The organism is Actinoplanes oblitus (assembly GCF_030252345.1).
Taxonomy (GTDB): Bacteria; Actinomycetota; Actinomycetes; order Mycobacteriales; family Micromonosporaceae; genus Actinoplanes; species Actinoplanes oblitus.
Genome location: NZ_CP126980.1, coordinates 127,438 through 152,120, shown reverse-complemented (window position 1 = coordinate 152,120; position 24,683 = coordinate 127,438). Strand labels below are relative to the sequence as shown.

Sequence of the window (24,683 nt, the reverse complement as noted above, 5' to 3'; positions counted from 1 at the left end):
GGAGTTGCCCTCATCGTCTAGTGGCCTAGGACGCCGCCCTTTCAAGGCGGTAGCACGGGTTCGAATCCCGTTGGGGGTACTGGTAAGGTTTGCGGCGCAGGTCGCGAGCCGGCCAGAGCAAGACAGAAGTGAATAGCAAGGTCCTGTGGAGCAGTTGGAGTGCTCGCCGCCCTGTCAAGGCGGAGGTCGCGGGTTCAAGTCCCGTCAGGACCGCAAAGCACCAAGCGCGGCCAGGTAGCTCAGTTGGTACGAGCGTCCGACTGAAAATCGGAAGGTCGGCGGTTCGACCCCGCCCCTGGCCACCAGGCCTCTCGCCGGGCTTTGAGCATCGTCCACCTGCGGAAACGCATGGTGGACGTTTTGCTTTCCGGGCGTGACCGCCCATCGCCGGACCTTCCGATCGCGACAACTTGCCAGCGGATTGCTCCGAGGGATTTCCGTCGCACGCCAGAGGCAAGCCAGGCTGGCTAATGGTGAAACGTCCGGCCTGATGGGGCAACGCCCCTCACGAAGCCTCTGACCCCTCCGGTAAACGGCGGCCGGCGCCGGTTCGGACCCGCTAAAGCGCGATTCCGCCGACCGGTGACTGCCGTCACAGGACGAATTTCGGCTACGGCACGGTGCTTCGCGCGAGCCGGGGCGGCGGCTGTTTCGCTTCATGCCGGATGAGTAGGTAACGCGCCCTGTCGTGCGTGCGGGGACGGAGACACTCGGCCAGGGGCAGGTGCCCGGCGTCGAGGGCGGGCGGGGGCCGAGCAGCAGGCGCAGCGGTTACGGGCGGGGCTGGCAGGCGCTGCCGTCGACACGTGCGTTGGCGCGGACGACCCGGTCCGGCTCCGGCGTGCGGCGGCCGGCGTGTGGACCGTGATCGAGGCGGGGCTGCTCCGGGCGTACCGGAGCGGACGACCCGATCCAGCTCCGGCCTGCGGCGGCCGGCGTGTGGACCGTGATCGAGGCTGGGCTGCTCCGGGCGTACCGGAAAGGGTCTGCGCGGAAGAGGAGCGGACCTGGCGCGTGAGGCGGGCTCTTCGCGGGAAAAGGGCGGCGCCCGGCGGAGGACCGCCGGGCGCCGCTGTGGTGCGCTGTGCCGGGTGCGTCAGTGCGAGGCGTCCGCGAGGCGCTTCTTCACGTCGGCCGGGACCCGCGGGTGGGTGGACTCGGCGTCGAGGGCGGAGACCGACGCGGTCGTCCAGTTGTACTCGCAGGTGTTGTAGCTGGCGGCGCCCACGGTCAGGCAGTAGTCGCCGCGGGTGCCGTTGTTGCCGCCGGCGAGGTAGTCCGAGCCGGTGGTGCCGTACGGAGCACCGGAGTCCTGGTTGGCGTAGGCGCCGTACAGGGTGTCGTCGTGGTTGCCGCCGTAGAGCTTGTCGCTGCCGGAACCGCCGAGCAGGATGTCGTTGCCGTTACCACCGGAGATCGAGTCGGCGCCGTAGGGGCCGGCCTTGTAATCGTCACCGAAGATCACGTCGGCGCCGTCCTCGCCGCTCAGCGAGTCGTTGCCGGCCAGTCCCACGATGGTGTCGTTGCCGACGCCGCCGTAGATCGCGTCGTTGCCGGCCTCACCGGCGATGCGGTCGTTGCCGGCGTAACCGTAGGCCCGGTCGTTGCCCGCGCCGGCGTAGATGTCGTCGTTGCCGGCGCCGGCCACCAGGAAGTCGTTGCCGTTCTCGCCGAACAGCTTGTCGTTGCCGTTGTTGCCGTAGAGCTTGTCGTTGCCGGACGCGCCCTGCAGCTGGTCGGCGCCGCTACCGCCGTACAGCGTGTCGTCGCCGGTGCCGCCGTCGGCCAGCATGTAGATGCCGGTCTTGTTGACGACCCGGTCGTTCTTGTCGCCGAGCGCGATGATCAGCTTCTTCGGCTTCGACGAGGTGGTGCACTTGACCTTGGTCTTGTCACCCCGGACCGCCTTGCAGCCCTTGCCGGCCTTGATGGCGACCTTGTCGTCCAGCGTGACGGTGCGGCCGGAGACCGTGATGACCAGCGAGTTCGACTTGGTCATCAGGGCGTTGAACTTGACGGTGGTGCCGGACACCCGCGCCAGGCCCGCGGTGGCGGCCTGCGCCGGGGCGGCGAAGAGGGTGGTGGCCGCGGCCACGGCGACGGCGGTGGCGCCGATCGTGGCGAGAGCCTTGCGACTGGTCAGGAACATGACGGCATTTCCCCCGAAGAGAAGCGGATTCGGCGATGTCGATCACCGGCGACGCCACATCGTAGAACGGTACCGTTCCGGCGCGCCTCCCCGTTTCGACCGATTGTCGGCAGTCATCACCGTGATCGGCGTCACGCTCCTACGTGGATCGCGCGGCCCCCGGCATGCGTGGGCCCTTGTAGGCGGCCGCCGCCTCAATCAGAGTGTTATCGGGATCGGTCCGCTCTGGACCCGGGTTCGTGAGGAGGCTCAGCGTCGTGCAGACCTTCACCAACGAGGAAGAACAGACGGCCTACAACCTGGCCGAGGCGATGAGCGAGAAGGCGATGACCTTCTTGAAGCTGGCCGAGGAGGCCGCCGACGCCTTCCGCAGCGGTAAGCAGGCGATGCGTCGGCAGTTCAAGGCGCGGGGCCTGTCCGAGGCGGAAGCTGACATCCGGTTCGCCGGTACCGCACACGCGTCCCGGACGATCTCCGACAACCAGTTCTTCATGTCGTTCGCGTCGATGTACAACGCGGCCGCCGCGACGCAGTACGCGAAAGCGCTTTACCACAAGACGCGGTGAGTCACGCCGCCCGATGACGCAGGGTGGCGACCGTGGAGCCGGCGAGGGCGAGCAGGCAGTCCGGCAGTTGCCCGTCGGCGATCGCGGCGCCGAACAGCGCCTCGCCGGTCGGGAAGTCACCGTTCACATACGCGCTGACGAAGCGGGCGACCCAGCGCTTGTCGTAACGCGCGTCGTCGATGCCGGGGAACTCGAGGGTCCAGCCACCACCGCCGGGCAGGTCGCCGACCATCGTCGCGGCGAGGCACCACGCGACATCCCAGGCGCCGACCACGCCGTCCCGCGAGACGACGGCGTCGAAGGTGCTGGCCACAGCATCGTGGTCACCACTGAGCGCGCAGGTCAGGATCTGCGTGGCGTCGTCGAACGCATGCTGTGGTACTTCGGTCACGTTGAGAACCGTACGCGGAACCGTCAAGGACCGCCCGTTGATCAGTGCGGAACCCTTACTGATCACGCGCCGCGCAGCAGGCAGGTGATCCGGGCGGTGCAGACCCGCTCGCCGGCCTCGTCCTCCAGGACCACCTCGTAGGTGGCGACGGCACGTCCCCGGTGCACCGGCACCGCGACGCCGGTCACCAGCCCGGAGCGGGCCGCCTTGTGGTGGGTCGCGTTGATGTCCACCCCGACGGCGAACGGCCGGTCCACTGTCTGGCCGTGCAGCACCGCGCCGACCGAGCCGAGGGTCTCGGCGAGCACGCAGGACGCCCCGCCGTGCAGCAGGCCGTACGGCTGGGTGTTGCCCTCGACGGGCATCGTCCCGACCACCCGCTCGGCGGTCGCCTCGGTGATCCTGATGCCCATCCGCTCGGCGAGCGCACCGCCTCCGTTGCTGGTGAAGAGGTGCTGCATGCCGTCTTCCGCGATATCCACGACGGCGTACGTTACCCGCGCCGCGCGCCGGGCCCGGCGGTACCCGGCACCGCCGGCGGACTGCCCCTTGCGTGTGCCGGGTATTGATGTGGCGGTTGTGCCGGGGGTGACGAAGCGGCACAGTCGGGCGGAACCCGAGCTGAAGGAGACGAGATGAGCGAGCCGCAGGAGATCGTCGAGACCCGGGGCGACGACCGCGTCGACCTGATCACCAGCGACGCGAACCACGACGGGAAGATCGACGTGTGGGTGTCGGACACCGACGGGGACGGCAAGCCGGACCTGTTCCAGTTCGACACCGACGGCGACGGCAAGGTCGACGTGACGATGGTGGACCTCGACGAGGACGGCACCCCGGACACCATCGTCGACGGTGACGGCGGGATCCCGCCGGTCGCCTGAGTCAGGAGCCGCCGAGGGCGGACAGCGCGACCCAGAGCACGGCGATCGCCACCGCCGCGGTGACCGCCGTCGAAGCGGTGTGCCGCCAGGACCGGTGGCCCTCGACCGCTTCCGGGTGTCCCAGCGCGACCAGGGCGGCCCGGTGGGCGCGCACCTCGGCGTGCTGCGGGCCGGCGAGGGAGTGCGCCGGCCCGGCGAGTTCCGGGGCCCGGCTGAGCTCGACCGCCAGCCGGGCCTGGGCACGCTGCAAACGGCGTACCGCAGCCCTGGCTTTGCGACCCGCGCGGTCCGCGGCATGACGGCGGGCCGCGGCCCGGCGCGCACCCGAGCCCAGCGCCCGCAGCTCGCCCTCGGTGATCACTTCGGGATCGCCGAGGCGGGCCAGCCGGGCGACGTAGAACTCCGCCTCCCGGTCGTGCGCGCGGCGGACCAGCCAGAGGATCAGCAGCAGCGGCGGCAGGCCCTTGAAGACCAGCACGGCGAGCAGTGCCACCGCGCCGTTGCCCAGGCCGTCGCGGAACAGCGGCGAGTTCCACAGCACGTGCGAGGCCCAGGCGCCGAAGAGGGCCAGCGCGGCCATGGCGAGCCGGCGCGGCCAGCCACGATCGGTGGCGACCACCAGGTAGCCGATGCCGGCGCCGGCCAGCGCGCCGAACAGGGTATGGCTCCACACCCCGGCCAGGAATCCGCGGACCAGGAACGTGGTGATCACCGGCTGGACCTCGTCGCCCTGCCCGGCCAGCGCGACAGCGCCGATCGCGAAGACGATGTCCTCGACGATCTGGAAGCCCAGCCCGACCAGCGCGCCGTAGACCACCCCGTCCAGCACGCTGTTCACCTGGGAGCGGGCGATCAGCACGATGGCGACCACGCCGAGCGTCTTGGCGATCTCCTCGACCGTGGGACCGGCCAGCGCGGCACCCCAGTCCGCGGCCAGGCCGGGTGAGCCCAGCTTGGCGATCAGATCCTCCAGGGCCGTGCTGCCCGGGATGGAGACGCTGGTGGCCACCAGACCACCCCAGGCGAACGCGACGACGAGCAGGCCGGCCGGCTCCCGTTCCAGGAAGTCCAGCTCCTGGACGAACAGCCAGAACGGGACGGCGAGCAGCGCGAACAGGACCAGGGCGGTGACCGTGGCGACCGGGTAGGCGGCCAGGAACCGGCCCAGCAGCTGCGACATCCGGACCGCGCCGGCCGCCAGCAGGACGACCACCACCCAGAACGCGGGCAGCCGGACCAGGGTGGCCGCCCGGGCGGCGCCGGGCCGCACCGGGTCGCTCATCGGCCGCCCTCGTAGCGCAGCGTCCGGGTGCTCGCGTCGATGGCCGGCAGGGTGTGGTCCAGGTCCAGGTCGGCACCGCTGACAGTGACCTCGACGCTGAGGCCGTGCGCGACGAAGACCGCGTACCGGCCGCCGCGGTCGCCGGCGGTGTACCCGCCCTGCAGACCGGCCAGGCCGCCGGCGGTGGAGACCGCCAGCTGCGTGCCGGTCACCTGGTAGCCGGAGTTGCCGGTGATCCGCTGGCGGAGCCGGACGGCGGCCGCGGTGAGGTCACCGGAGAAGGGCTGCACCGCTATCGCGTACCGCACCCGGCCGAGCCGGAACAGCGCGGTGCCGCGGTCGTCGGCCGGCCTGGTGCCGGTGACGTCGAGCGTCGCGCCCGGTGGCGGCACCACCGTCACTCCGGCGCCGACCCGGTACGGCTGCCCGGCCGGCACCGCGCGCTGGGCCGGGACGGCACGGTCGAGCGCCGGCAGACCGAGCGCGAGGGTCACCAGCACCACGACCAGAACGAGGGCGCTGACGAGTCCGGGTGCACTGGGGATATCGGTGAGATGACGCCGCGTGACCGTCCCCATCCGTCCACGCTAACGAGACGACCCGGGAGATGTCCGGTGATCCGGGCGTACCACCATTGTGGATGGACGCTCAAGCTGGCAGATTACGGATTTGTCCGTTTTAGCGAAAGGTGCGCCGGTGGGACGACAGCGGTCAACCAGACCCCGTTGGCGCTGCGATGGAACAGGTGCCCATCGGCGGTCATCGCGCCCGCCGCGACGGTGAGCACCACGACGTCGGCCGACCGCCGCCGGCCCACCGTCAGCGCGGTCGGCACGTCCACCGACAGATGCACGTGGTGCCGGGAGCCCGGGCGCAGGCCGTCGCGCAGGATCGAGTCGAGGTTGGCCCGCGGGGTGCCGTGGTAGAGCACCGCGGGCGGCTCGGCCGACGGCAGGTCCAGGTCGACGGCGACCCGGCGGGAGTGCCCCTGGCTGGCCCGGATCCGCTCCACGCCGTCGTCGCCGGCGGCGATCGCGAAGCGGGACTTGTCGTTGAAGGCGACCACGTGGTCCAGCTCGGCACGGCTGATCCGCAGGGCGGCGAGGAGATCGGCGACCGGCACCCAGCCGTTCGCGTCGAGCGTCAGACCGGCCACCTCGGGCCGGTGGCGCAGTACCAGGGACATCCGCCGGCTGAGGCGCACCTGATCCCGGGAGAGTTCGGTCAACGGTCTCGCTCCATGACCGCAAGGTAGTACGGGTGGTCCTCGCGGTCGATCGCTTTCAGCCGCCACCCGGTACCGGTGAGCAACTCGGCCAGCTCGTCGACCGAGCAGTTGAGGTAGTCGAACCAGTCGCTGGCCACCAGCCGGTAGCGCAGCCGCAGCCGCAGCTGCCCGCCGAGCCGGCCGCGGTCCCGGTTGCGCCGGTGGTACGCCACGTGCACCGGATCCTTGGTGCCGTACGGGTCGGCGCCCTGCGCGATGATCCGCGCACCCGGGTTCGCCAGCCGGGCCAGCGCGTCCAGGAAGACCGGCGCCCGCTCCGGGCCTTCCAGCAGGCCCAGGTTGTTGCCGAGCAGCAGGAACGTGTCGTACCGGGCGGTGGCGCGGGCGTACCCGTCCACGGTGCTCAGCACGGTGTCGCGCAGGCCGCGCTTGCGGGCCACCTCGATCGCGCCGGCCGAGGTGTCCAGGCCGGTCACCGCCATGCCGCGGCGTTGCAGCTCGAGCGCGATCCGGGCCGCTCCGACGCCGATGTCCAGCACGTGGCCGCGACACAGCCGCAGGGCTCGATGGTCGTGCGGCTGCCAGGCGTCCGGCTCGTCCAGGTAGTGGTCGGCGGGAGCGCCGTTGATCAGCCCGTCGTCCCGTTCGATCACCTCGATCACCGGCCGGGGCAGGCGCCCACCGGCCAGCGGGCGCGGGCCGATGCCGGTCCGTACCGCGTACGCGTCTCTGATCATGTCGCCGAAGGCGTCGCCGATCGTCGGCTGCTCCATGGTCACTACTCTTGTGGCATGCCCACCCTGGAGCAACTCGCCTCGGAGAAATACGTCCTGCTCACGACATACCGCAGGGACGGACGAGCGGTGCCGACCCCGCTCTGGGTGGTGCCCGACGGCGGCGGCCTGGCGTTCTGGACGGTGGCCGGCACCGGCAAGCTGAAGCGGATCAAGAACAACGGGCGGGTCACCGTTGCCGCCTGCGATTTCCGGGGCAACCCCATCGGCGAGGCGATCGAGGCCACCGCGCGGATCGGCGACCTGGCCGACCGGGTGCGCGTCGGCGAGACGCTGAAGCGGAAGTACGGCCTGATCGGGCGGCTGACCATGCTCGGCAGCCGGATCCGCCGCGGCACCGAGGGAACCGTGGCGGTCCTCGTATCCTGACCGCACCCGGCTCGTTGATCTAGTAAAACGGGCCGTCCGGGGAACTCAGCAGACGAAGAAGGGGCGATACGCCTTCCCCAGCGCACGCCCCTTACAACGATCTAGGTCGAACCGGTCAGTCACCCTGACGCTGCGTGGGAATCTGCCCCTGCAGCAGGGCGCGAACCTCCGACTCCCGGTAGCGACGGTGGCCGCCGAGCGTGCGAATAGCGCTGAGCTTGCCAGCCTTCGCCCACCGGGTGACGGTCTTCGGGTCGACACGGAACATCGACGCCACCTCGGCCGGCGTTAGTAGCGGCTCAGGATCGTGCGTACGCGATGCCATCGGTCACTCCTCCACAGGTACCTAAAAACATCGGCCGGGGTCCCGCCGGCCGGTGCGTCTCTCATGGTCCGGCTAGTCCCCGATGTCCGACATGGGCCGAACGGACGAACGTCCCCAGATAGACGGATGAAGCATGCCCGATTTTTGCGTGTTTTCTACGCCAGATAGTGTCTCGTTTAGTCCGATTATCACGCTTCGCCTGGCACCGATCACGAAGAGTGTTCGCTTCGGGAGCGCTCTCATCGGCGGGAGAAGTTCCCGGTCTGTCCTATTTCCGCAGGTCAGTTGGACCGCTCCAGAAGTTGGACAACTCGCCATCTAGCGACCAACTTCTCGTACGCCTCACTGGCCGCGTCGGCGTCACCCCGGGACAGTGCCGACAGCCCGGCGGCCACCAACCCGGGTGAATCGTCCTCCCGGAGTTTGTCCTCCGGAAGGAGGTTGACCAGGCCGCCGTAGTCGAGCTCGACGACCGAGCGGGGATGGAACTCCTCCAACCACCGGGTGCCTTCTTCGACCGCCTCGGTGATCGGCGCGTCGCCCAGCGACTTGCGCAGCACCGAGACCGCCCGGTGCGCCCGCCGGCGTGCCTTGGAGATCTCGGTGCGGTAGCGCAGGGTGCGCCGGCGGGCGGTCAGCGAGATCTCCCGCTCGTCCAGGTCCACGAAGGCGAACCAGCGCAGCGGCACGCCCCAGGTGGCGATCTGCTCGTGCACCCGGGGCACCCCCTGCTCCAGCACCCGGGCACCGCTGCGCCAGTCCTCGACCACGGCCTTGGCCTGACCGGCCAGCACCGGCGGGACGAAGGCGTCGGCGAGCACCGCCGGCACGCCGTCCCGGGCGTTCAGCGCCGCCTCGGCGACTCGCAGGCGCAGGTTCCACGGGCAGACCAGCAGCGCGTTCTCCCACTCCAGCACGTACGCCTCATCGGGCAGGTCGGGCAGCCGGGTCCAGCCGGCGCCGAGCGCCTCCAGCACGGCGGTGCGCTGCCGGACCGGGCCCTCGACCGGCCCGAGGTCGCGACCCTCCTTGGCATAACGGCGCCAGAAAACCTGCCGCTCCCGGTCGAAGGCGGTCAGCGGCTCGTAAACCCGTAGGTACGACGCGAACAGAGACGGCACGGCGCGATCCTTTCACGAATCCGGCCGGGAGGAACTTCCCGCGCGGGCGTAATCGCCGTGCCATTCCCGCGACTACGCTCGCCTTGTCCGGCCTACCCCGCCGGGTCCGGGGCCCCACGAAGGCCCACACGACGAATCAGGAGAACTAAAGATGGGTGTGTTCGACACCGACGGCAGCGACGCCACCGGGCACGAACAGGTCGTCTTCTGCCAGGACCGGGTCTCCGGCCTCAAAGCGATCATCGGGATCTACTCGACGGCCCTCGGGCCCGCGCTCGGCGGCACCCGGTTCTACCCGTACGAGAGCGAGGACGCCGCCCTCGCCGACGTGCTCAAGCTGTCCCGCGGGATGGCGTACAAGAACGCGCTGGCCGGTCTGGACCTGGGCGGCGGCAAGGCGGTGATCTGGGGTGACCCGGCCACCGTCAAGTCCGAGTCGCTGCTGCGGGCGTACGGCCGGTTCGTCGAGACGCTGAAGGGCCGCTACTACACCGCCTGCGACGTCGGCACCTACGTACCGGACATGGACGTGATCGCCCGGGAGACGCGCTACGTCACCGGCCGCAGCGTGGAGCACGGCGGCGCCGGCGACTCGTCGGTGCTCACCGCCTGGGGTGTCTTCCAGGGCATGCGCGCCGCCGCCGAGCACACCTGGGGCAGTCCCACCCTGGCCGGTCGCACGGTCGGTGTCGCCGGCCTGGGCAAGGTCGGCAAGTACCTGGTGGGCCACCTGATCGAGGACGGCGCCACGGTGGTCGCCACCGACGTGAACCCGGCCGCCCTGGAGTGGGCCCGGACCACCCACCCGGCGGTCGAGCTGGTCGCCGACAACCAGGCGCTGATCACCGCCGACCTCGACGTCTACGCGCCCTGTGCCCTGGGTGGCGCGCTGAACGACGACACGGTCCCGGTGCTGCGCGCCAAGGTGGTCACCGGCGCGGCGAACAACCAGCTCGCCCACCCGGGCATCGGCAAGCTGCTGGACGACCGCGGGATCCTCTACACCCCGGACTACGTGGTGAACGCCGGCGGCGTGATCCAGGTGGCCGACGAGATCGAGGGCTTCAACTTCGATCGGGCGAAACTGCGGGCCACCGCCATCTTCGACACCACCCGGCGCATCCTCCAGCTCGCCGGGGACGAGGGCGTGCCGCCGGCCGTGGCCGCCGACCGGCTGGCCGAACGCCGCATGGCGGAGGTCGGCCGACTGCGTTCGATCTACCTCAGGTAGACGCCTCACTGGACCGGTTCAGGGCCTGCCGCGCGGCGTCGGAGAAAGCGAACCGCGACGCGCGGCAGTGTCACACGCAACCCGAGGTGCCGAAGACGGCATCGTCCATGTACCGTAAGACCCACGAGAGATGCCTGACGTCATCGGGGCCCGCCTTCGGGCTGCCCCGAATTCTGTGCGAGGGGGTCGAGCCATGGGGCGCGGCCGTGCTAAGGCCAAGCAGACGAAGGTGGCAAGGGAGTTGAAGTATCACTCCCCGAACACCGACCTCACCGCCTTGCAGCGCGAACTGGCTGGGACACGCCAGTCCGACCGTCATTTCGACGACGACAACGAAGAGTTCGTCGACGATGACGAGGATGACGCTGACGACGACCAGGATTCCTGGTCGCCTCCAAGGCGGCTTTGACCCGTATTGCACAGAGCACGCGGATTGACCCGCGTGCTCCCGTGTGTCGCGGTCATCAACTCCTACGGTTGCACTGAAGCCCACGCGGGCTTTGTCCGCGTGGGCTTCGACCGAGCCTCGCTTCAGCGTTGCCGGGGTGCCCACGCGCTGTCTCGTTCGCGTGGGCCCGACAACGCTTCGGCGGCGCCGGATGCCGCCCACCCGCGTGATCCGTCGGCGTGGGCGCGAACTGGCTTCGGCGTGGCCGATTGCCGTCCACCAACGGGTTCACCCGCAACTGGGTGCCCCGCATCCGGCGGCCTCACCGCGTTCGCCCGCATTGATGCGGCTCCGCATCCGGCGGTCTCACCGCGGCCGGTTGTTCCAGTTGTAGAACGTGGGAATGTTCTCGAAGTGGTTCCACGCGCACACCGCCGAGCCGCTGCCCGGCACCGCCTCCTCGGCACGCTGCCGGCGAGCCGTCTCCGCCTCCTCGATGAGCGCGGCCAGACCGTCCCGGGTGTCGTGCACCCGTGCCGTCACCGGATCCGTCTCCACGCCGTCAGACAGCAGTGGCCTGATGATCTCGGGCATGATCCAGCACTCCCTCCAGTAGGCGAATCTTGCTGTTCCGGCAGTGGTTCGTCTCGGTGACGTCGAACCTGCCGTGTTCGAAGTAGCGGTTGGCCGCGTGGGCGCCGCCACAGAAGCCGAAGTACGGGCAACTGCGCCGGCACCCCTCGACCCCCTCCAGGAACTCGCCGATCCACGGCGTCGCCGCCGCCTCCGCGAGGATCCGGCGCAGCGGGGTGGTGAGCACGTTGCCGCTGGTGAAGTCGCCGTACCGGGGATCGTGGAAGCCGGCCAGCTCGGGCGAGAGCAGCACCACCGAGCCGTCGTGGGCCACCGTGGGAATCGGATCCAGCTGCCGGGGCAACAGCCCGTCGGCGGTGCCGTCGAGGACCGCCGCGGCGTATCGCAGTGACCACTCCACCTCACGCAGGTGGATCCGTGGCGCCGCGCGCCAGGCACCGACCAGCTCGGCCCAGAACGCGGTCACCGCGGCCGGGTCATGGCGGTTCAGCCGGAGGTTGACCCCCTCCTGCTCCTCCACGTTGATGCCGAGCACCTCGCAGCCCAGGCCGAGGAAGTAGTCGTAGAGCTCGGTGGCCACACCGGGACGCGGCTCGGAGACCACGCAGAGGGCGGAGAACGGGATGCCGTGCCGCTGAAGCGCTTCGATCCCCTTGGTGATCAGGTCGTAGGCCGGCTTGCCGCCCCGATCGACCCGGTCGCCGTTGCGCTCCCGGGGACCGTCCACGCTCACGCTGACCCGGACGTCGTGGGCGATGAAGAACTCGCACCAGGCGTCGTCGATCAGCGTCGCGTTGGTCTGCACGTGATGCTCCACACCCGCGCCGAACGGCGCGACGAGCGCGGCCAGGTGGTCCGGGCCGGCCGCGAGCGGCTCACCGCCGTGCCAGACCACGGAGAACCGGCCCGACCCGGCGAAACCGGCGACCTCGGCGGCGACCGCCTCGGCCACGGCGACCGGCATCTTCCAGTTCTCCCGGCGGAACGGCAGGTAACAGTAGCCGCAGGCCAGATTGCACAGAGTAGTCGGCTGCATCACCACGTAGGAGGGTTCCGCGGAGATGCCACTCATCCCGCTCCACGCGTCCGCCATCGCGTACCTCCCGTCCGGCGCCCGTGACACAGGGCCAGGCTAGGCCTCGCGGTCCAGAACTCATGCGAAAGATCCGTATGTGCCGGACATCGGCACACACGGATCATTTCACGGTGGACCTATGACGAACCAGACTCACGTATGAGCGGTCACCGTCACTCACTGTCAGCCCCGGGTGTAGGAGCCCATCATCCGCACCTGGCCGTCACCCTCGATGACCTCGCCGACCTGCCACGCCTCGACCCCGCGGCCGGCCAGGTAGGCCATCGCGCGGTCGGCGTCGTCGGACGAGACGATCGCGAACATGCCGACGCCCATGTTGAAGGTGGCCTCCATCTCCGAGTCCTCGATCCGCCCCTTGGCCTGGATCAGGTCGAAGATCGGCTGCGGGCGCCAGGTGGAACGGTCCACCACGGCGTCCATGGTGCCCGGCAGCACGCGGTTCAGGTTGCCGGGGATGCCGCCGCCGGTGACGTGCGAGAACGCCCGGACGTCGGTCTCCTCGATCAGGCCCAGGCAGTCCTTGGCGTAGATCTTGGTCGGGGTCAGCAGCTCCTCGCCCAGGGTGCGCGAGGTGCCGAAGTCGTCGACCACGGTGTCCAGGCGCATCCGGCCGGCGCCCAGCAGGACGTGACGGACCAGCGAGTAACCGTTCGAGTGCAGGCCGGAGGAGCGCATGGCGATCACCGCGTCGCCCAGCTCGACCCGCTCCTTGCCGAGGATCTCGCTCTCCTCGACCACGCCGACACCGGTGGCGGAGACGTCGTACTCGTCCGGGCGCAGCACGCCCGGGTGCTCGGCGGTCTCGCCGCCGAGCAGGGCACACCCCGCGTAGCGGCAGCCGTCGGCGATGCCGGCGCCGATCTCGGCGATCTTGTCCGGGACGACCTCGCCGCAGGCGATGTAGTCGAGCAGGAACAGCGGCTCGGCGCCGCAGGCCACCAGGTCGTCGACGACCATGGCGACCAGGTCGATACCGATCGTGTCGTGGATGTCGAGCTGCTGAGCGATGACCAGCTTGGTGCCGACGCCGTCGGTGGACGAGGCCAGGATCGGGCTCTTGTACTTCGCGGTGTTCAGCCGGAACAGCCCGGAGAAGCCACCCAGGTCACCCATCACCTCGGGACGGGTGGTCTTCTTCACCTTGGACTTGAGCAGCTCGACAGCCCGATCGCCGGCGTCGATCGAGACACCCGCGGCCGCGTACGTCGCGGAGCGCTTGCGCGGCCCGCGGCCGGCGCCTGCCGTCCACGGCTGTCGGTCGCCGCCCTCAGCGCCGTTCGATCCGGCACTGCGCTCGGACACGTGCGTCACGGTTCTCCCCTTAGCGGTTCTGCGAAAAACGGAAAAGTCACGGATGGTGCAGCGCGGAGGCGCCACCCGGGCTGGCGACCAGCGGCGACGGTGCCGCGTGGTCGGCACCGTGCTCACGGGCCTCGTAACCGGACTCGAGGTCGGTGACGGCCGCCTCGGCCGCCTCCTCCGACGCTCCCGGCATCGCGGCCCGGCGGCCGACGCCCTCCAGCACGTGCTTGCCGATCAGGTCGGCGGCCGGCAGCTCGATCGGGTACTCCCCGTCGAAGCAGGCCATGCAGAGCCGGGTCCGCGGCTGCTCGGTGGCCTGGACCAGGTTGTCCAGCGACACGTAACCCAGGCTGTCGGCGCCGATCGAGCGGCGGATGCCGTCCAGCTCCAGACCGTTAGCGATCAGCTCGGCGCGGGTGGCGAAGTCGATGCCGTAGAAACACGGCCACTTCACCGGCGGCGAGGAGATCCGCACGTGCACCTCGAGGGCACCCGCCTCGCGCAGCATCCGGATCTGGGCGCGCTGGGTGTTGCCCCGGACGATGGAGTCGTCGACCACCACGATCCGCTTGCCCCGGACCACCTCGCGCAGCGGGTTCAGCTTGAGCCGGATGCCCAGCTGGCGGATGGTCTGCGAGGGCTGGATGAAGGTGCGGCCGACATACGCGTTCTTCATGAAGCCGGCGCTGTACGGAATGCCGGACGCCTCGGCGTACCCGATCGCGGCCGGGATGCCGGACTCCGGGACGCCGATCACCAGGTCGGCCTCGACCGGGTGCTCCTTGGCCAGCTTGCGGCCCACCTCGACGCGGGCGGCGTAGATGTTGCGACCGGCGATGGTGGTGTCCGGGCGGGCGAGGTACACGTATTCGAAGAGGCAGCCCTTGGGCTCCGGGGCGGCGAACCGCGAGGAGCGCAGGCCGTGCTCGTCGATCGCGATGATCTCGCCGGGCTCGACCTCGCGGACGAAGCTGGCGCCGGTGATGTCCAGGGCGGCGGTCTCGCTGGCGACCACCCAGCCGCGCTCCATCCGACCGAGCACCAGCGGGCGCACGCCCTGCGGGTCACGCGCGGCGTACAGGGTGTGCTCGTCCATGAAGACGAAGCTGAACGCGCCACGCAGGGTGGGCAGCACCTCCAGCGCCGCGGCCTCGACCGACATGTCGGGACGACCGGCGAGCAGGGTGGTGACCAGCGCGGTGTCCGAGGTGGCGTCGCCCACCTCGAGGCCGCGGTCGGCGACCTCCTTGGCCAGCTCGGCGGTGTTCACCAGGTTGCCGTTGTGGGCCAGCGCGATGGTGGTGCCTGCCGTGGTGGCCCGGATGGTGGGCTGCGCGTTCTCCCAGTTCGACCCGCCGGTGGTCGAATAGCGCGCGTGCCCGATCGCGAGGTGGCCGCGCAGGCTGGCCAGCGTCGGCTCGTCGAAGACCTGGGAGACCAGGCCGACGTCCTTGTAGACCACGACACCGGAGCCGTCGCTCACCGCGATGCCGGCGGCCTCCTGCCCCCGGTGCTGCAGTGCGTAGAGCCCGAAGTACGTGAGTTTGGCGACCTCTTCCTCGGGGGCCCAGACGCCGAAGACGCCACAGGCATCCTGGGGGCCGCGCTCCTGGGGGTCGAGATCGTCGGTCAATCGGCCGTCGCCTCGGGGCACCTGCTTGCTCCCTCATGTCGGTTCGCACGAACTGCTCGAAGCGCGACCACCGCTGGTCTGCCCGAACTCCGCTCGCTCCGACCGCCCAGTGTACGCGAGCCCGGAGCCGCCCGGCCCTGCCTCATTCCGGGGTCAGCGGCAGGTACTCGGTGAGATCGGTGCGGATCCCGCTGGCCCGCAGGCGGCCGTCGCCGACCGCCTCCGCCCAGCCGAGGCGGCCGGTGGCCACGAGCAGCCACGTCATCGGATCCGTTTCCACCACATTGGGCGGTGTGCCGCGGGTGTGCCGCGGACCGGGCACGCACTGAATCGCACCGAAAGGTGGAATTCGCACCTCCACCGAACGGCCAGGCGCGCGCTGGGACAACTCGGTCAGCAGGGCACGGACCGCGTCACGCAGGACCGGGCGGTCAGGTTCCGCACCCCGGTCCAGCGCGTCCAACGCCGCGGCCACCGACTCGGAATTATTGTGCGCAGGCGACATGTCGGGACGATACGACGCGGTTCGCCGACAACGGCACACGCCCCTGGGTCGCGCAAAAGGCGTGCGACAAGGCATAGTTGCCGACGGCGTATGAGTCGCGGGAGATCTGACGGGCAGGAAGCCGGAGACCGCGCGACACGGAAGGCGGTGAAGGCGGTGGACGTGACAACGCACCTACGAGGCCGGGCGATCCAGGCCGGTGCGTTCCTGGCGCTGGTCGTCGGCCTGGTGGCCGGCGTGCAGACTGCTGCACTGGCTGACTCACCCACCGTGCAGATGCCCGAGTCGCTGAGCGGCGCCTCCGGCACCACTGTAACCGTGTCGTACACGGTTGGTAACCCCGGGTCGCAGGGCGACGGCGGGGGCACCGGTGGCGAGCAGGGCGGCGGCGATCCCAACGTCGGCATCGTGGCCGAGCTCGCCGGCGGCGCGTGCAACAGCGGCTGCGGGAGCCAGACCGCCACCATCCCCGTCGGGCAGAAGCAGTCCTTCAACGCGCAGATCGCGCTGCCGCAGGTCGGCCAGGGTCAGACGCAGGATCTCTTCTTCCAGGTGACGGCCACCGTCGCCGGCTCCCCGCCCACCACGCGGAAGGTGAAGATCACCGCTAAGGGCCCCGAGGCGCCGAAGACGGTCCGGCAGGTCTCCGGCAAGGTCCGCGCCGTCGACGGCACCCGGCTCGCCGGCGCCAGCGTCGCGATGACCGACAGCCAGGGCCACACGTACCAGGCGACCACCGACGGGGACGGCCAGTTCGCCTTCACCTCGTCCGACGCGCAGCCGATCTCGCCGGGATCGATCACCGTCGGCGCCGTCCTGGACGGCTACAAGGGCGGCAAGACCACTGTCAACGGCCGGGCCAACCGGAGCGTCAGCGCCACCGTCACCCTCAAGCCGGCCGCCGCCGCGTCCGCCTCGGCGAGCGCCTCGCCGAGCGTCTCGGCCAGCGCGACGCCTGCCGACGAGGCCACCGAGGACGACGAGCCGACCACCGACGCGGCCACCGCGGCGAACACTGTCGCGGCGGACACCACCAATGCCTCCGAGGACGGTGGCATCTCCTGGATGCTGCTGGTCGTCGGCGGCCTGCTGGTGGCGGCCGGGATCGGCGCGATGGTGCTGGTCATGCTGCGCCGCAAGAGCGCGCAGAACAACAACGACGACGACGCGGACGGCTTCGGCGGCGGCCCGATCGGCAGTCCGGCCGGCCCCGGCCGGTACGCCGCTGACGCCACCCGGGTGGCCGCGCCGGTCGGCGCCCGCGGCAACGACGCCACCATGGTGGCCGGCCCCGGGATGGGCGCCGCGATGGGCGCGGGCGGTATCGGCGACGCCCCCACGATGATCCACCGGGCGCCGGTCGAGGACGAGTTCCCCGACCCGTACGGCGCTCCGATGCCGCCGGCCGGTGGCTTCGTCGGCGGCGGCGGCGCGGCCGGCAGCCAGTGGGACAACCAGGGTGGCTACGGCGGCGGTGAGTACGCCGACGGCGGTCAGTACGGCGCGCAGGCCGGCGGTTACGACAACGGCCAGCAGCGCTACGACGAGCACACCAGCATGTACCAGCCGGAGCAGCCGCAGCAGCCGCAGCGGTACGACGAGCACACCAACCTCTACCAGCCGAACAACGACGGTTACGGTGGCGGCTACGACGACCAGGCCGGCTGGGGCAACCAGGCGGACAACGGTGGCACCTACGGCGGCGCCGGCGGGTACGGCGCCGGCTACGACCAGGGTCACGGCGGTTACGACCAGGCCGGCTACGACCAGGCGCAGGGTGGCTACGGCCAGCCCGACCAGGCCGGCTACGGCCAGCAGCCGGGCTACGACCAGCACGGCGGCAACTACGGCAACCAGGCACAGCCCGGGCCGTACGGGCAGGACCCGCACCGGCGCGGCAACCGCGACTGGGAAGAGTGACCTGACCAGGTAGGCAACGAGAAAGGGCCCCGCGCGATCGCGCGGGGCCCTTTTCGCTATGTGCCGGTCAGGACTGCGGCTCGATCAGCTCCAGCGTCACCGAACGGCTCTCGCCGGCCGGCGCACCGAACAGCTTCGGCAGGGTGCCGGAGTACGCCGTCCGCAGCTCGTCCAGCGGGATCGTGAACTGCCCGGTCACCTCCAGCGCCGCCGCGTCGGTGGTGACGCCGATCTTGGCGCACGGGACGCCCAGCTCGGCGGCCAGCGCCACGAACGCTTTCTCGTGGCCGCGCGGCACGGCCACCAGGGCACGCCCCGCCGACTCGCTGAACAGCTCGACGAACGCCGACTCGACGGTCACCGTCGCGCCGGTGCCGTAGCGCAGGCAGCTCTCCACCAGGACCTGCGCCAGGCCACCGTCGGAGAGGTCGTGCGCCGCGCTGACCAGGCCGGTCTGCGAGGCCCGCGCCATCAGCTTGCCGAGCGTCTGCTCGGCCGCCAGGTCGACCTTGGGCGGGCGGCCGCCGAGGTGACCGTGGGTCACCCAGGCCCACTCCGAGCCGGACAGCTCGGCCCGGGTCTCGCCGAGCAGGAAGAGGAGCTCGCCGCCGGCCTTGAAGCCCATCGGGATCCGCCGGGTGACGTCGTCGAACAGGCCCATCACGCCGACCACCGGGGTGGGGTGGATCGCCGCGGCGCCGGTCTGGTTGTAGAAGCTGACGTTGCCGCCGGTCACCGGGGTGCCCAGCTGCTGGCAGCCGTCCGCCAGGCCCTGCACCGCGCGGGCGAACTGCCACATCACGGCCGGGTCCTCGGGCGAGCCGAAGTTCAGGCAGTCGGTGACGGCGATCGGCTCGGCGCCGGTGACGGCGACGTTCCGGTACGCCTCGGCCAGCGCCAGCTTCGCACCCTCGTACGGGTCGAGCCGCGCGAACCGCCCGTTGCCGTCCACCGACAGCGCCACGCCGAGGTTGCTCTCCTCGTCGAGCCGCAGCACGCCGGCGTCCTCCGGCTGGGCGAGCACGGTGTTGCCGAGCACATACCTGTCGTACTGCTCGGTCACCCAGGTCTTGTCGCACAGGTTCGGCGAGGCGATCATCCGCAGCACCGTCTCGCGCAGCTCGTCGCCGGTGGACGGGCGCGGCAGCGTCTCGGCCCGGTCGGCCTGGAGCAGGATCAGGTCGGACGGCTCGCGCAGCGGCCGCTCGTAGACCGGACCGTCGTCGGCGAGCGAGCCCGGGGGCACGTCCACCACGACGTGGTCGTTCCAGGTGATCACCAGGCGGCCCGGGGTGCCGTCCTCGGCGCGGGCGGTGACCTCGCCGATCGCGGTGGCCCAGACGCCCCACTTCTCCGCGACCTTGAGGACCGCGTCGAGGTTCTCCGGGGTGACGATCAGGAGCATCCGCTCCTGCGACTCGCTGGCCAGGATCTCGGTGGGCGACATCGAGGCCTCGCGCAGCGGGACCCGCTCCAGCCAGACCCGCATGCCGGTGCCGGCCGCCGCGGCGGTCTCGGTGAGCGCGCAGGTCAGGCCGGCGCCGCCGAGGTCCTGGATGCCGGTGACCAGGCCGGCGTCGTACAGCTCGAGGCAGCTCTCGATCAGGAGTTTCTCCATGAACGGGTCGCCGACCTGCACCGACGGGCGGCGCTGCTCGGCCTCCTCGTCGAAGGTGGCGGACGCCAGCACGGAGACCCCGCCGATGCCGTCCCGGCCGGTCCGGGCGCCGAGCAGCACCACGATGTTGCCGGTGCCGGTGGCTTCCTTCTTTTGCAGCCGCTCGACCGGCAGGACGCCGATGCTCAGCGCGTTGACCAGCGGGTTGCCCTGGTAGCACGGGTCGAAGACGATCTCGCCGCCGATGTTCGGCAGGCCGAGGCAGTTGCCGTAGCCGCCGATGCCGGCGACCACGCCGGGCAGCACCCGGGCGGTGTCCGGGTGGTCGGCCGCGCCGAAGCGCAGCGGGTCCATCACCGCGATCGGGCGGGCGCCCATCGCCAGGATGTCCCGGACGATGCCGCCGACGCCGGTCGCCGCGCCCTGGTAGGGCTCGACGTAGCTCGGGTGGTTGTGCGACTCGACCTTGAAGGTGACCGCGAGGTCGTCGGAGACCTGGACGACGCCCGCGTTCTCCCCGATGCCGGCCAGCATCCGGGTGTTCTTGGGGACCTTGGCGACGAACTCGCGCAGGTGCACCTTGCTCGACTTGTACGAGCAGTGCTCACTCCACATGATCGAGTACATCGCGAGCTCGGAGGCGGTCGGCCGGCGGCCGAGGATCTCCTTGATCCGCGCGTACTCGTCGTCCTTGAGACCGAGCTCGGCGTACGGCTGGAGCTCGTCCGAGGACTGCTCGGCCTTCTGGACCGTGTCCGGCCCGTCCGCGAACCCCTCGGCCAGGACGTCGGTCGCAGCGAAGCCGGACTTGTCTTGCTGCGTGGTCACTGCTGTCCCCCTGCGAGCTGACCGCCCGCTGACGACCCCGCCAGGGCCCGCAGGACGGAGGTGAAGAAGCCGAGGCCGTCGAGCGACGGTCCGGTCAGCGCCTCCACGGCGTGTTCCGGGTGCGGCATGATGCCGACGACGTTGCCGGCCTCGTTGGTGATACCGGCGATGTCGCGCTGCGACCCGTTCGGGTTGCCCTTGATGTATCGCGCGATCACGCGGCCCTCGGCCTCGAGCTTGTCGAGGGTGGCCGGGTCGGCGACGTAGCAGCCCTCACCGTTCTTCACCGGGATGAGGATCTCCTGGCCGGGCGTGAAGCCGTTGGTCCAGGCGGTGTTCGTGGCCTCGACCTTGAGCCACTGGTCTCGGTTGCGGAAGTGCAGGTGCTGGTTCCGGGTCAGCGCGCCGGGCAGCAGGTGCGCCTCGCAGAGGACCTGGAAGCCGTTGCAGATGCCCAGCACGGGCAGGCCGCCACGGGCCGCGTCGACGATCGTCTCCATCACCGGAGCGAATCGCGCGATGGCGCCACAGCGCAGATAGTCGCCGTACGAGAAGCCGCCGGGCAGGACCACGGCGTCCACCCCGTGCAGATCCGGGTCCCCGTGCCAGAGGCGGACGGCCTCGGCGCCGGCGATCCGGGCGGCGCGGGCGGCGTCCCCGTCGTCCAATGATCCGGGGAAGGTGACCACACCGATCCGCATGGTCAGGCAACCTCCGCCGCAGCCACGACCCGGACCTGGTAGTCCTCGATCACGGGGTTGGCGAGCAGCTTGTCGGCGATCTCACGAGCCCGATCCAGGTCGGGTTCGCCATCGAATTCGATCTCGATCCGACGGCCGATGCGGACAGAGGAGACATCGGTGACGCCGAGCCGGGGCAGGGCATTCGCCACCGCCTGACCCTGCGGATCCAGGATCTCCGGCTTGAGCATGACGTCGACCACGACGCGAGCCACGGGCACTCCTGACTGATAGGTGTAAGCACGAAGGAGCCTACCTGGTCAACTGTTCAAGCAGTTCAAAGGATGGGCGCGGGGGCGTAACCGGCGGCGGCCGGGTGCCGCTCGACGATCTCGGCGACCCGATCGGCCACCGCACGCACCTGAGCCGGGGCGGCACCGACGAACGCGGCCCGATCGGCGACCAGGGCGTCGATCTCGGCGCGGGACAGCTGGAGCCGGCCGTCGATGGCGAGCCGGTCGAAGAGGTCGTTGACCGCCACGCCCTTCTCCCGCATGGCGAGCGCCACGGCGACCGCGTGCTCCTTGATCACCTCGTGGGCCACCTCGCGGCCGACGCCCTTGCGCACCGCGGCCACCAGGAGCTTGGTGGTGGCCAGGAACGGCAGGAACCGGTCCAGCTCGCGGGCGATCACCGCGGGGTAGGCGCCGAACTCGTCGAGCACGGTGAGGAACGTCTGGAACAGCCCGTCGGTGGCGAAGAACGCGTCCGGCAGGGCCACCCGGCGCACCACCGAGCAGGAGACGTCGCCCTCGTTCCACTGGTCGCCGGCCAGCTCGCCGACCATCGACAGGTAACCCCGGACGATCACGGCCAGGCCGTTCACCCGCTCCGACGAGCGGGTGTTCATCTTGTGCGGCATCGCCGAGGAGCCCACCTGCCCCGGCTTGAAGCCCTCGGTGACCAGCTCCTGGCCGACCATCAGGCGGATCGTGGTGGCCAGCGAGGAGGGGCCGGCGACGATCTGGGCCAGCGCGGACACCACGTCGAAGTCGAGCGAGCGCGGGTAGACCTGGCCGACGCTGCTGAGCACCCGGGTGAAGCCGAGGTGCTCGGCGACCTTGGCCTCCAGCTGCTCCAGCGACGAGAACGAGCCGTCGAGCAGGTCCAGCTGGTCGGCGGCGGTGCCGACCGGGCCCTTGATGCCGCGCAGCGGGTACCGGCCGAGCAGGTCCGTCAGCCGCTCGTACGCGATCAGCAGCTCCTCGGTCGCCGACGCGAACCGCTTGCCGAGCGTGGTGGCCTGCGCCGCGACGTTGTGCGAGCGACCGGTCAGCACCAGGTCGGAGTGCTCGACGGCGAGCGCGGCCAGCCGGGCCAGGGTGGCCACCACCCGGTCCCGGATCAGCTCCAGCGACGCCCGGATCTGCAGCTGCTCGACGTTCTCGGTGAGGTCCCGGGAGGTCATTCCCTTGTGGATCTGCTCGAACCCGGCCAGCTCGGAGAACTCCTCGATGCGGGCCTTGACGTCGTGCCGGGTGACCCGCTCGCGGGCCGCGATGGAGGCCAGGTCGACCTGGTCGAGGACTGACTCGTACGCCTCGACGGCGCCCTCGGGCACCGCGACACCAAGATCACGCTGGGCCTTCAGGACGGCCAGCCAGAGCCGGCGCTCCATCCGGATCTTCTCCTCCGGGGACCAGAGCGTGACGAGTTCGGCGGAGGCGTAGCGGCTGGCAAGCACGTTCGGGATGGTCACGGCACCGATTCTTCCATGCGCCCCGACACGGCCCACCGCACCCGCTAACACCGGGTGCCGACGAAATTGGGGGTGGCAGACTGCACGAAAAGGCGGCATTCTCACTAAGGTTACTGGCGAGTAAGTTCGACGCTCATCCGAAAGGTCCACCGATGACTGAATTCAACCTCGAGTCGCTCTCCTCGATCGGCCCGAAGGAGTTCGCCCAGCTCGTCAAGTCCACTCCGGACTCCAAGATCAGCGAGATCATGGCGTCGGACTCGCGCGGCAAGATCCTCGACGAGGTCTTCAACCGGATGCCGACCCTGTTCCGCGCGGACAAGGCGGGCGACGCCCAGGCCGTCATCCACTGGATCATCACCGGCCCGAACGGCGCGTCGAACACCTACGAGACCGTGATCGAGAACGGTGCCTGCACCGTCACCAACGAGCCGGTCCGCGACCCGAAGCTGGCCATGACCATGGACGCGGTGACCTTCCTCAAGGTCGTGGCGGGCGACGGCAACCCGATGATGCTGTTCATGACCGGCAAGATCAAGGCGAAGGGCGACCTGGCCCTGGCCGCCAGCATCGCCAAGCTCTTCGACATCCCCAAGGCCTGAGAGCACGAAAGGGTGTGCGGTCCGGTCGCGGTTGCCCGCGATCACCGCACACCCTTTTCCGTACGCCCGGAGCCGCTCGCCGCGTGACCACGGGCGAGCGGCTCCCGGCGTACCGGAATCAGATCTTGATCTGGCCCTTGATCGCGCGCAGCGCGATGTCGGAGCGGAACTGCGCGCCGGGCAGGGCGACGCCCGCGACCAGCGCATAGGCGGCCTCCCGCGCGGCGCTCAGGTCGGTGCCGGTGGCGGTGACGCTGAGCACCCGGCCACCTGCCGAGATCAGCCGCCCCTCGGCGTCGCGTGCCGTGCCGGCGTGGATCACGCCAGGCACCTCGGCACCCTCGATGACGTCACCGGTGCGCGGGGTGGCCGGATAGTTGTGGGCGGCCACCACGACGGTGACCGCGGCACCGTCGTGCCAGCGCAGCGGCGGGTGCCCGGCCAGCGTGCCGGTGGCGGCCGCCTTGAGCAGCCCGGCCAGCGGCGTGGCCAGCAGGGCCAGCACCACCTGGGTCTCCGGGTCGCCGAAGCGGGCGTTGAACTCGATGACCTTGGGCCCGTCCGGGGTGAGCGCGAGGCCGACGTAGAGCAGGCCGGCGAACGGGGTGCCGCGCCTGCGCATCTCGGCGAGGGTCGGCTCCACGGTCTCCCGGAGCACCCGCTCGGTCAGGTCGTCCGGCGCCCAGTCGAGCGGAGCGTAAGCGCCCATGCCGCCGGTGTTCGGCCCCTCGTCGCCGTCCTTGAGCCGCTTGAAGTCCTGGGCCGGCATCAGCGGGGCGACAGCGGTGCCGTCGGTGATCACGAAGAGCGAGACCTCGGGACCGGGCAGGAACTCCTCGATGACGACCTTGCCGCACTCCTCGGCGTGCTTGACCGCGGCGTCCAGCGAGTCGGTGACGACGACGCCCTTGCCGGCCGCCAGGCCGTCGTTCTTCACCACGTACGGCGCACCGAACTCGGCCAGCGCGGCTTTCGCCTGCTCGACGGTGGTGCACGCGAACGACCGCGCGGTCGGCACGCCGGCGGCCGCCATCACCTCGTTGGCGAACGCCTTGGAGCCCTCCAGCCGCGCGGCGGCGGCGGACGGGCCGAAGCAGGCGATGCCCTTGGCCCGGACCGCGTCGGCGACGCCGGCCACCAGCGGGGCCTCCGGGCCGATCACAACCAGGTCGGCGCTCAGCTCGACGGCGAGCGCCGCGACAGCGGCCGGATCGGTGGCGGTCACCGGGTGCAGCTCCGCCACCTGGGCGATCCCGGGGTTTCCCGGCGCGGCGGCCAGGAACTCGACGGACGGGTCGGCGGCGAGCCCGACGGCAAGCGCGTGCTCGCGCCCACCGGAGCCGATCAGAAGTACGCGCACGACGGTCCATCCTACGTCGCGTAAACTTCGGCAGTACCCGGGCTCCTCCAGGTACGAC

26 protein-coding genes and 3 tRNA genes are annotated in these 24,683 nt (G+C 70.6%); 10 read left to right on the top strand and 19 right to left on the bottom strand.

Translation table 11 applies throughout. The annotated features are described in order from the left end of the window. Window positions 1–6: 6 nt before the first annotated feature. The 3 genes from Actob_RS00710 (at window position 7) to Actob_RS00700 (ending at window position 305) form a co-directional block, all read left to right on the top strand. Window positions 7–79, top strand: a tRNA-Glu gene (locus tag Actob_RS00710). Between the two features lie 60 nt (window positions 80–139). Then, window positions 140–213: transfer RNA gene (locus Actob_RS00705), tRNA-Asp, on the top strand. A gap of 15 nt (window positions 214–228) precedes the next feature. Then, a tRNA-Phe gene (locus Actob_RS00700) sits at window positions 229–305 on the top strand. A 791-nt stretch (window positions 306–1,096) separates the two neighbouring features. Here Actob_RS00700 and Actob_RS00695 read toward each other — a convergent pair. Further along, window positions 1,097–2,149: a calcium-binding protein gene (locus Actob_RS00695; protein ID WP_284917975.1), complete on the bottom strand. Its 1,053-nt coding sequence runs from the start codon at window positions 2,147–2,149 to the stop codon at window positions 1,097–1,099. A 257-nt stretch (window positions 2,150–2,406) separates the two neighbouring features. On the opposite strand from Actob_RS00695, the gene Actob_RS00690 reads away from it, so the two are divergent. Beyond that, entirely contained in the window at window positions 2,407–2,715 is a 309-nt protein-coding gene (locus tag Actob_RS00690; protein ID WP_284917974.1) for a hypothetical protein, read from the top strand. A gap of 1 nt (window position 2,716) precedes the next feature. Here Actob_RS00690 and Actob_RS00685 read toward each other — a convergent pair whose 3' ends face one another. Together Actob_RS00685 and Actob_RS00680 are read right to left on the bottom strand one after the other, a co-directional pair. Then, the gene (locus Actob_RS00685; RefSeq protein WP_284917972.1) at window positions 2,717–3,106 is read right to left on the bottom strand and encodes a hypothetical protein; all 390 of its coding nucleotides are present in this window, start codon (window positions 3,104–3,106) and stop codon (window positions 2,717–2,719) included. Between the two features lie 62 nt (window positions 3,107–3,168). Next, complete coding sequence (locus tag Actob_RS00680) at window positions 3,169–3,567, bottom strand: hotdog fold thioesterase (protein ID WP_328518461.1); 399 nt, start codon at window positions 3,565–3,567, stop codon at window positions 3,169–3,171. Window positions 3,568–3,741: 174 nt separating this feature from the next. Here Actob_RS00680 and Actob_RS00675 point away from each other — a divergent pair, with 174 nt between their 5' ends. After that, the gene (locus Actob_RS00675; protein ID WP_284917969.1) at window positions 3,742–3,990 is read left to right on the top strand and encodes a hypothetical protein; all 249 of its coding nucleotides are present in this window, start codon (window positions 3,742–3,744) and stop codon (window positions 3,988–3,990) included. A gap of 1 nt (window position 3,991) precedes the next feature. Here the strand turns inward: Actob_RS00675 and Actob_RS00670 are convergent, their stop codons facing one another. The 4 genes from Actob_RS00670 to Actob_RS00655 form a co-directional block, all read right to left on the bottom strand. Continuing rightward, window positions 3,992–5,272, bottom strand: a complete 1,281-nt coding sequence (locus tag Actob_RS00670; RefSeq protein ID WP_284917968.1) for a PrsW family intramembrane metalloprotease — start codon at window positions 5,270–5,272, stop codon at window positions 3,992–3,994. After that, a complete protein-coding gene (locus tag Actob_RS00665; protein WP_284917967.1) occupies window positions 5,269–5,850 on the bottom strand; it encodes a hypothetical protein in 582 nt (193 codons plus the stop codon). The genes Actob_RS00670 and Actob_RS00665 overlap by 4 nt, the downstream gene beginning before the upstream one ends. An 83-nt stretch (window positions 5,851–5,933) precedes the next feature. After that, a complete protein-coding gene (locus tag Actob_RS00660; RefSeq protein WP_284917966.1) occupies window positions 5,934–6,500 on the bottom strand; it encodes an RNA 2'-phosphotransferase in 567 nt (188 codons plus the stop codon). Beyond that, entirely contained in the window at window positions 6,497–7,273 is a 777-nt protein-coding gene (locus Actob_RS00655) for a class I SAM-dependent methyltransferase (RefSeq protein ID WP_284917965.1), read from the bottom strand. Before Actob_RS00655 ends, Actob_RS00660 begins: the two co-directional genes overlap by 4 nt. A gap of 18 nt (window positions 7,274–7,291) precedes the next feature. Here Actob_RS00655 and Actob_RS00650 point away from each other — a divergent pair, with 18 nt between their 5' ends. Then, entirely contained in the window at window positions 7,292–7,663 is a 372-nt protein-coding gene (locus Actob_RS00650; protein ID WP_284917964.1) for a PPOX class F420-dependent oxidoreductase, read from the top strand. A gap of 115 nt (window positions 7,664–7,778) precedes the next feature. Here the strand turns inward: Actob_RS00650 and Actob_RS00645 are convergent, their stop codons facing one another. Both Actob_RS00645 and Actob_RS00640 read right to left on the bottom strand, forming a co-directional pair. Next, the gene (locus Actob_RS00645; RefSeq protein ID WP_014687221.1) at window positions 7,779–7,988 is read right to left on the bottom strand and encodes a BldC family transcriptional regulator; all 210 of its coding nucleotides are present in this window, start codon (window positions 7,986–7,988) and stop codon (window positions 7,779–7,781) included. Window positions 7,989–8,269: 281 nt separating this feature from the next. Continuing rightward, window positions 8,270–9,109: a hypothetical protein gene (locus Actob_RS00640; protein WP_284917961.1), complete on the bottom strand. Its 840-nt coding sequence runs from the start codon at window positions 9,107–9,109 to the stop codon at window positions 8,270–8,272. A 151-nt stretch (window positions 9,110–9,260) separates the two neighbouring features. Here Actob_RS00640 and Actob_RS00635 point away from each other — a divergent pair, with 151 nt between their 5' ends. Then, window positions 9,261–10,340 carry a Glu/Leu/Phe/Val family dehydrogenase gene (locus Actob_RS00635; RefSeq protein ID WP_284917960.1) on the top strand — a complete coding sequence of 360 codons (1,080 nt, stop codon included), beginning with the start codon at window positions 9,261–9,263 and terminating at the stop codon, window positions 10,338–10,340. Between the two features lie 193 nt (window positions 10,341–10,533). Further along, the gene (locus tag Actob_RS00630) at window positions 10,534–10,749 is read left to right on the top strand and encodes a DUF3073 domain-containing protein (protein ID WP_284917959.1); all 216 of its coding nucleotides are present in this window, start codon (window positions 10,534–10,536) and stop codon (window positions 10,747–10,749) included. 345 nt (window positions 10,750–11,094) lie between these two features. Here the strand turns inward: Actob_RS00630 and amcA are convergent, their stop codons facing one another. From amcA to Actob_RS00605, 5 genes are all read right to left on the bottom strand, one after another. After that, entirely contained in the window at window positions 11,095–11,322 is a 228-nt protein-coding gene (amcA, locus tag Actob_RS00625) for a multiple cyclophane-containing RiPP AmcA (RefSeq protein ID WP_284917958.1), read from the bottom strand. Continuing rightward, window positions 11,291–12,394 carry a cyclophane-forming radical SAM peptide maturase AmcB gene (gene amcB, locus Actob_RS00620; RefSeq protein WP_284922549.1) on the bottom strand — a complete coding sequence of 368 codons (1,104 nt, stop codon included), beginning with the start codon at window positions 12,392–12,394 and terminating at the stop codon, window positions 11,291–11,293. Before amcB ends, amcA begins: the two co-directional genes overlap by 32 nt. Before the next feature lie 186 nt (window positions 12,395–12,580). Beyond that, entirely contained in the window at window positions 12,581–13,729 is a 1,149-nt protein-coding gene (purM, locus tag Actob_RS00615) for a phosphoribosylformylglycinamidine cyclo-ligase (protein ID WP_284917957.1), read from the bottom strand. Between the two features lie 37 nt (window positions 13,730–13,766). Continuing rightward, window positions 13,767–15,374: an amidophosphoribosyltransferase gene (gene purF / locus Actob_RS00610; protein ID WP_284917956.1), complete on the bottom strand. Its 1,608-nt coding sequence runs from the start codon at window positions 15,372–15,374 to the stop codon at window positions 13,767–13,769. A 121-nt stretch (window positions 15,375–15,495) separates the two neighbouring features. Further along, the gene (locus tag Actob_RS00605; RefSeq protein ID WP_284917955.1) at window positions 15,496–15,858 is read right to left on the bottom strand and encodes a sterol carrier family protein; all 363 of its coding nucleotides are present in this window, start codon (window positions 15,856–15,858) and stop codon (window positions 15,496–15,498) included. Between the two features lie 162 nt (window positions 15,859–16,020). On the opposite strand from Actob_RS00605, the gene Actob_RS00600 reads away from it, so the two are divergent. Further along, entirely contained in the window at window positions 16,021–17,778 is a 1,758-nt protein-coding gene (locus Actob_RS00600) for a carboxypeptidase-like regulatory domain-containing protein (RefSeq protein WP_284917954.1), read from the top strand. Window positions 17,779–17,845: 67 nt separating this feature from the next. Here Actob_RS00600 and purL read toward each other — a convergent pair whose 3' ends face one another. From purL to purB, 4 genes are all read right to left on the bottom strand, one after another. Beyond that, complete coding sequence (purL, locus tag Actob_RS00595; RefSeq protein ID WP_284922548.1) at window positions 17,846–20,179, bottom strand: phosphoribosylformylglycinamidine synthase subunit PurL; 2,334 nt, start codon at window positions 20,177–20,179, stop codon at window positions 17,846–17,848. A 41-nt stretch (window positions 20,180–20,220) separates the two neighbouring features. Beyond that, a complete protein-coding gene (purQ, locus tag Actob_RS00590) occupies window positions 20,221–20,931 on the bottom strand; it encodes a phosphoribosylformylglycinamidine synthase subunit PurQ (protein ID WP_284922547.1) in 711 nt (236 codons plus the stop codon). Continuing rightward, complete coding sequence (gene purS / locus Actob_RS00585; protein ID WP_284917953.1) at window positions 20,928–21,179, bottom strand: phosphoribosylformylglycinamidine synthase subunit PurS; 252 nt, start codon at window positions 21,177–21,179, stop codon at window positions 20,928–20,930. Before purS ends, purQ begins: the two co-directional genes overlap by 4 nt. Before the next feature lie 62 nt (window positions 21,180–21,241). Beyond that, window positions 21,242–22,663, bottom strand: a complete 1,422-nt coding sequence (purB, locus tag Actob_RS00580; RefSeq protein ID WP_284917952.1) for an adenylosuccinate lyase — start codon at window positions 22,661–22,663, stop codon at window positions 21,242–21,244. Between the two features lie 152 nt (window positions 22,664–22,815). Between purB and Actob_RS00575 the strand changes: the two genes are divergently transcribed. Next, window positions 22,816–23,265 carry an SCP2 sterol-binding domain-containing protein gene (locus Actob_RS00575; RefSeq protein ID WP_284917951.1) on the top strand — a complete coding sequence of 150 codons (450 nt, stop codon included), beginning with the start codon at window positions 22,816–22,818 and terminating at the stop codon, window positions 23,263–23,265. A 118-nt stretch (window positions 23,266–23,383) separates the two neighbouring features. Here the strand turns inward: Actob_RS00575 and purD are convergent, their stop codons facing one another. Next, window positions 23,384–24,625 carry a phosphoribosylamine--glycine ligase gene (purD, locus tag Actob_RS00570; RefSeq protein WP_284917950.1) on the bottom strand — a complete coding sequence of 414 codons (1,242 nt, stop codon included), beginning with the start codon at window positions 24,623–24,625 and terminating at the stop codon, window positions 23,384–23,386. Between the last annotated feature and the right edge of the window lie 58 nt (window positions 24,626–24,683).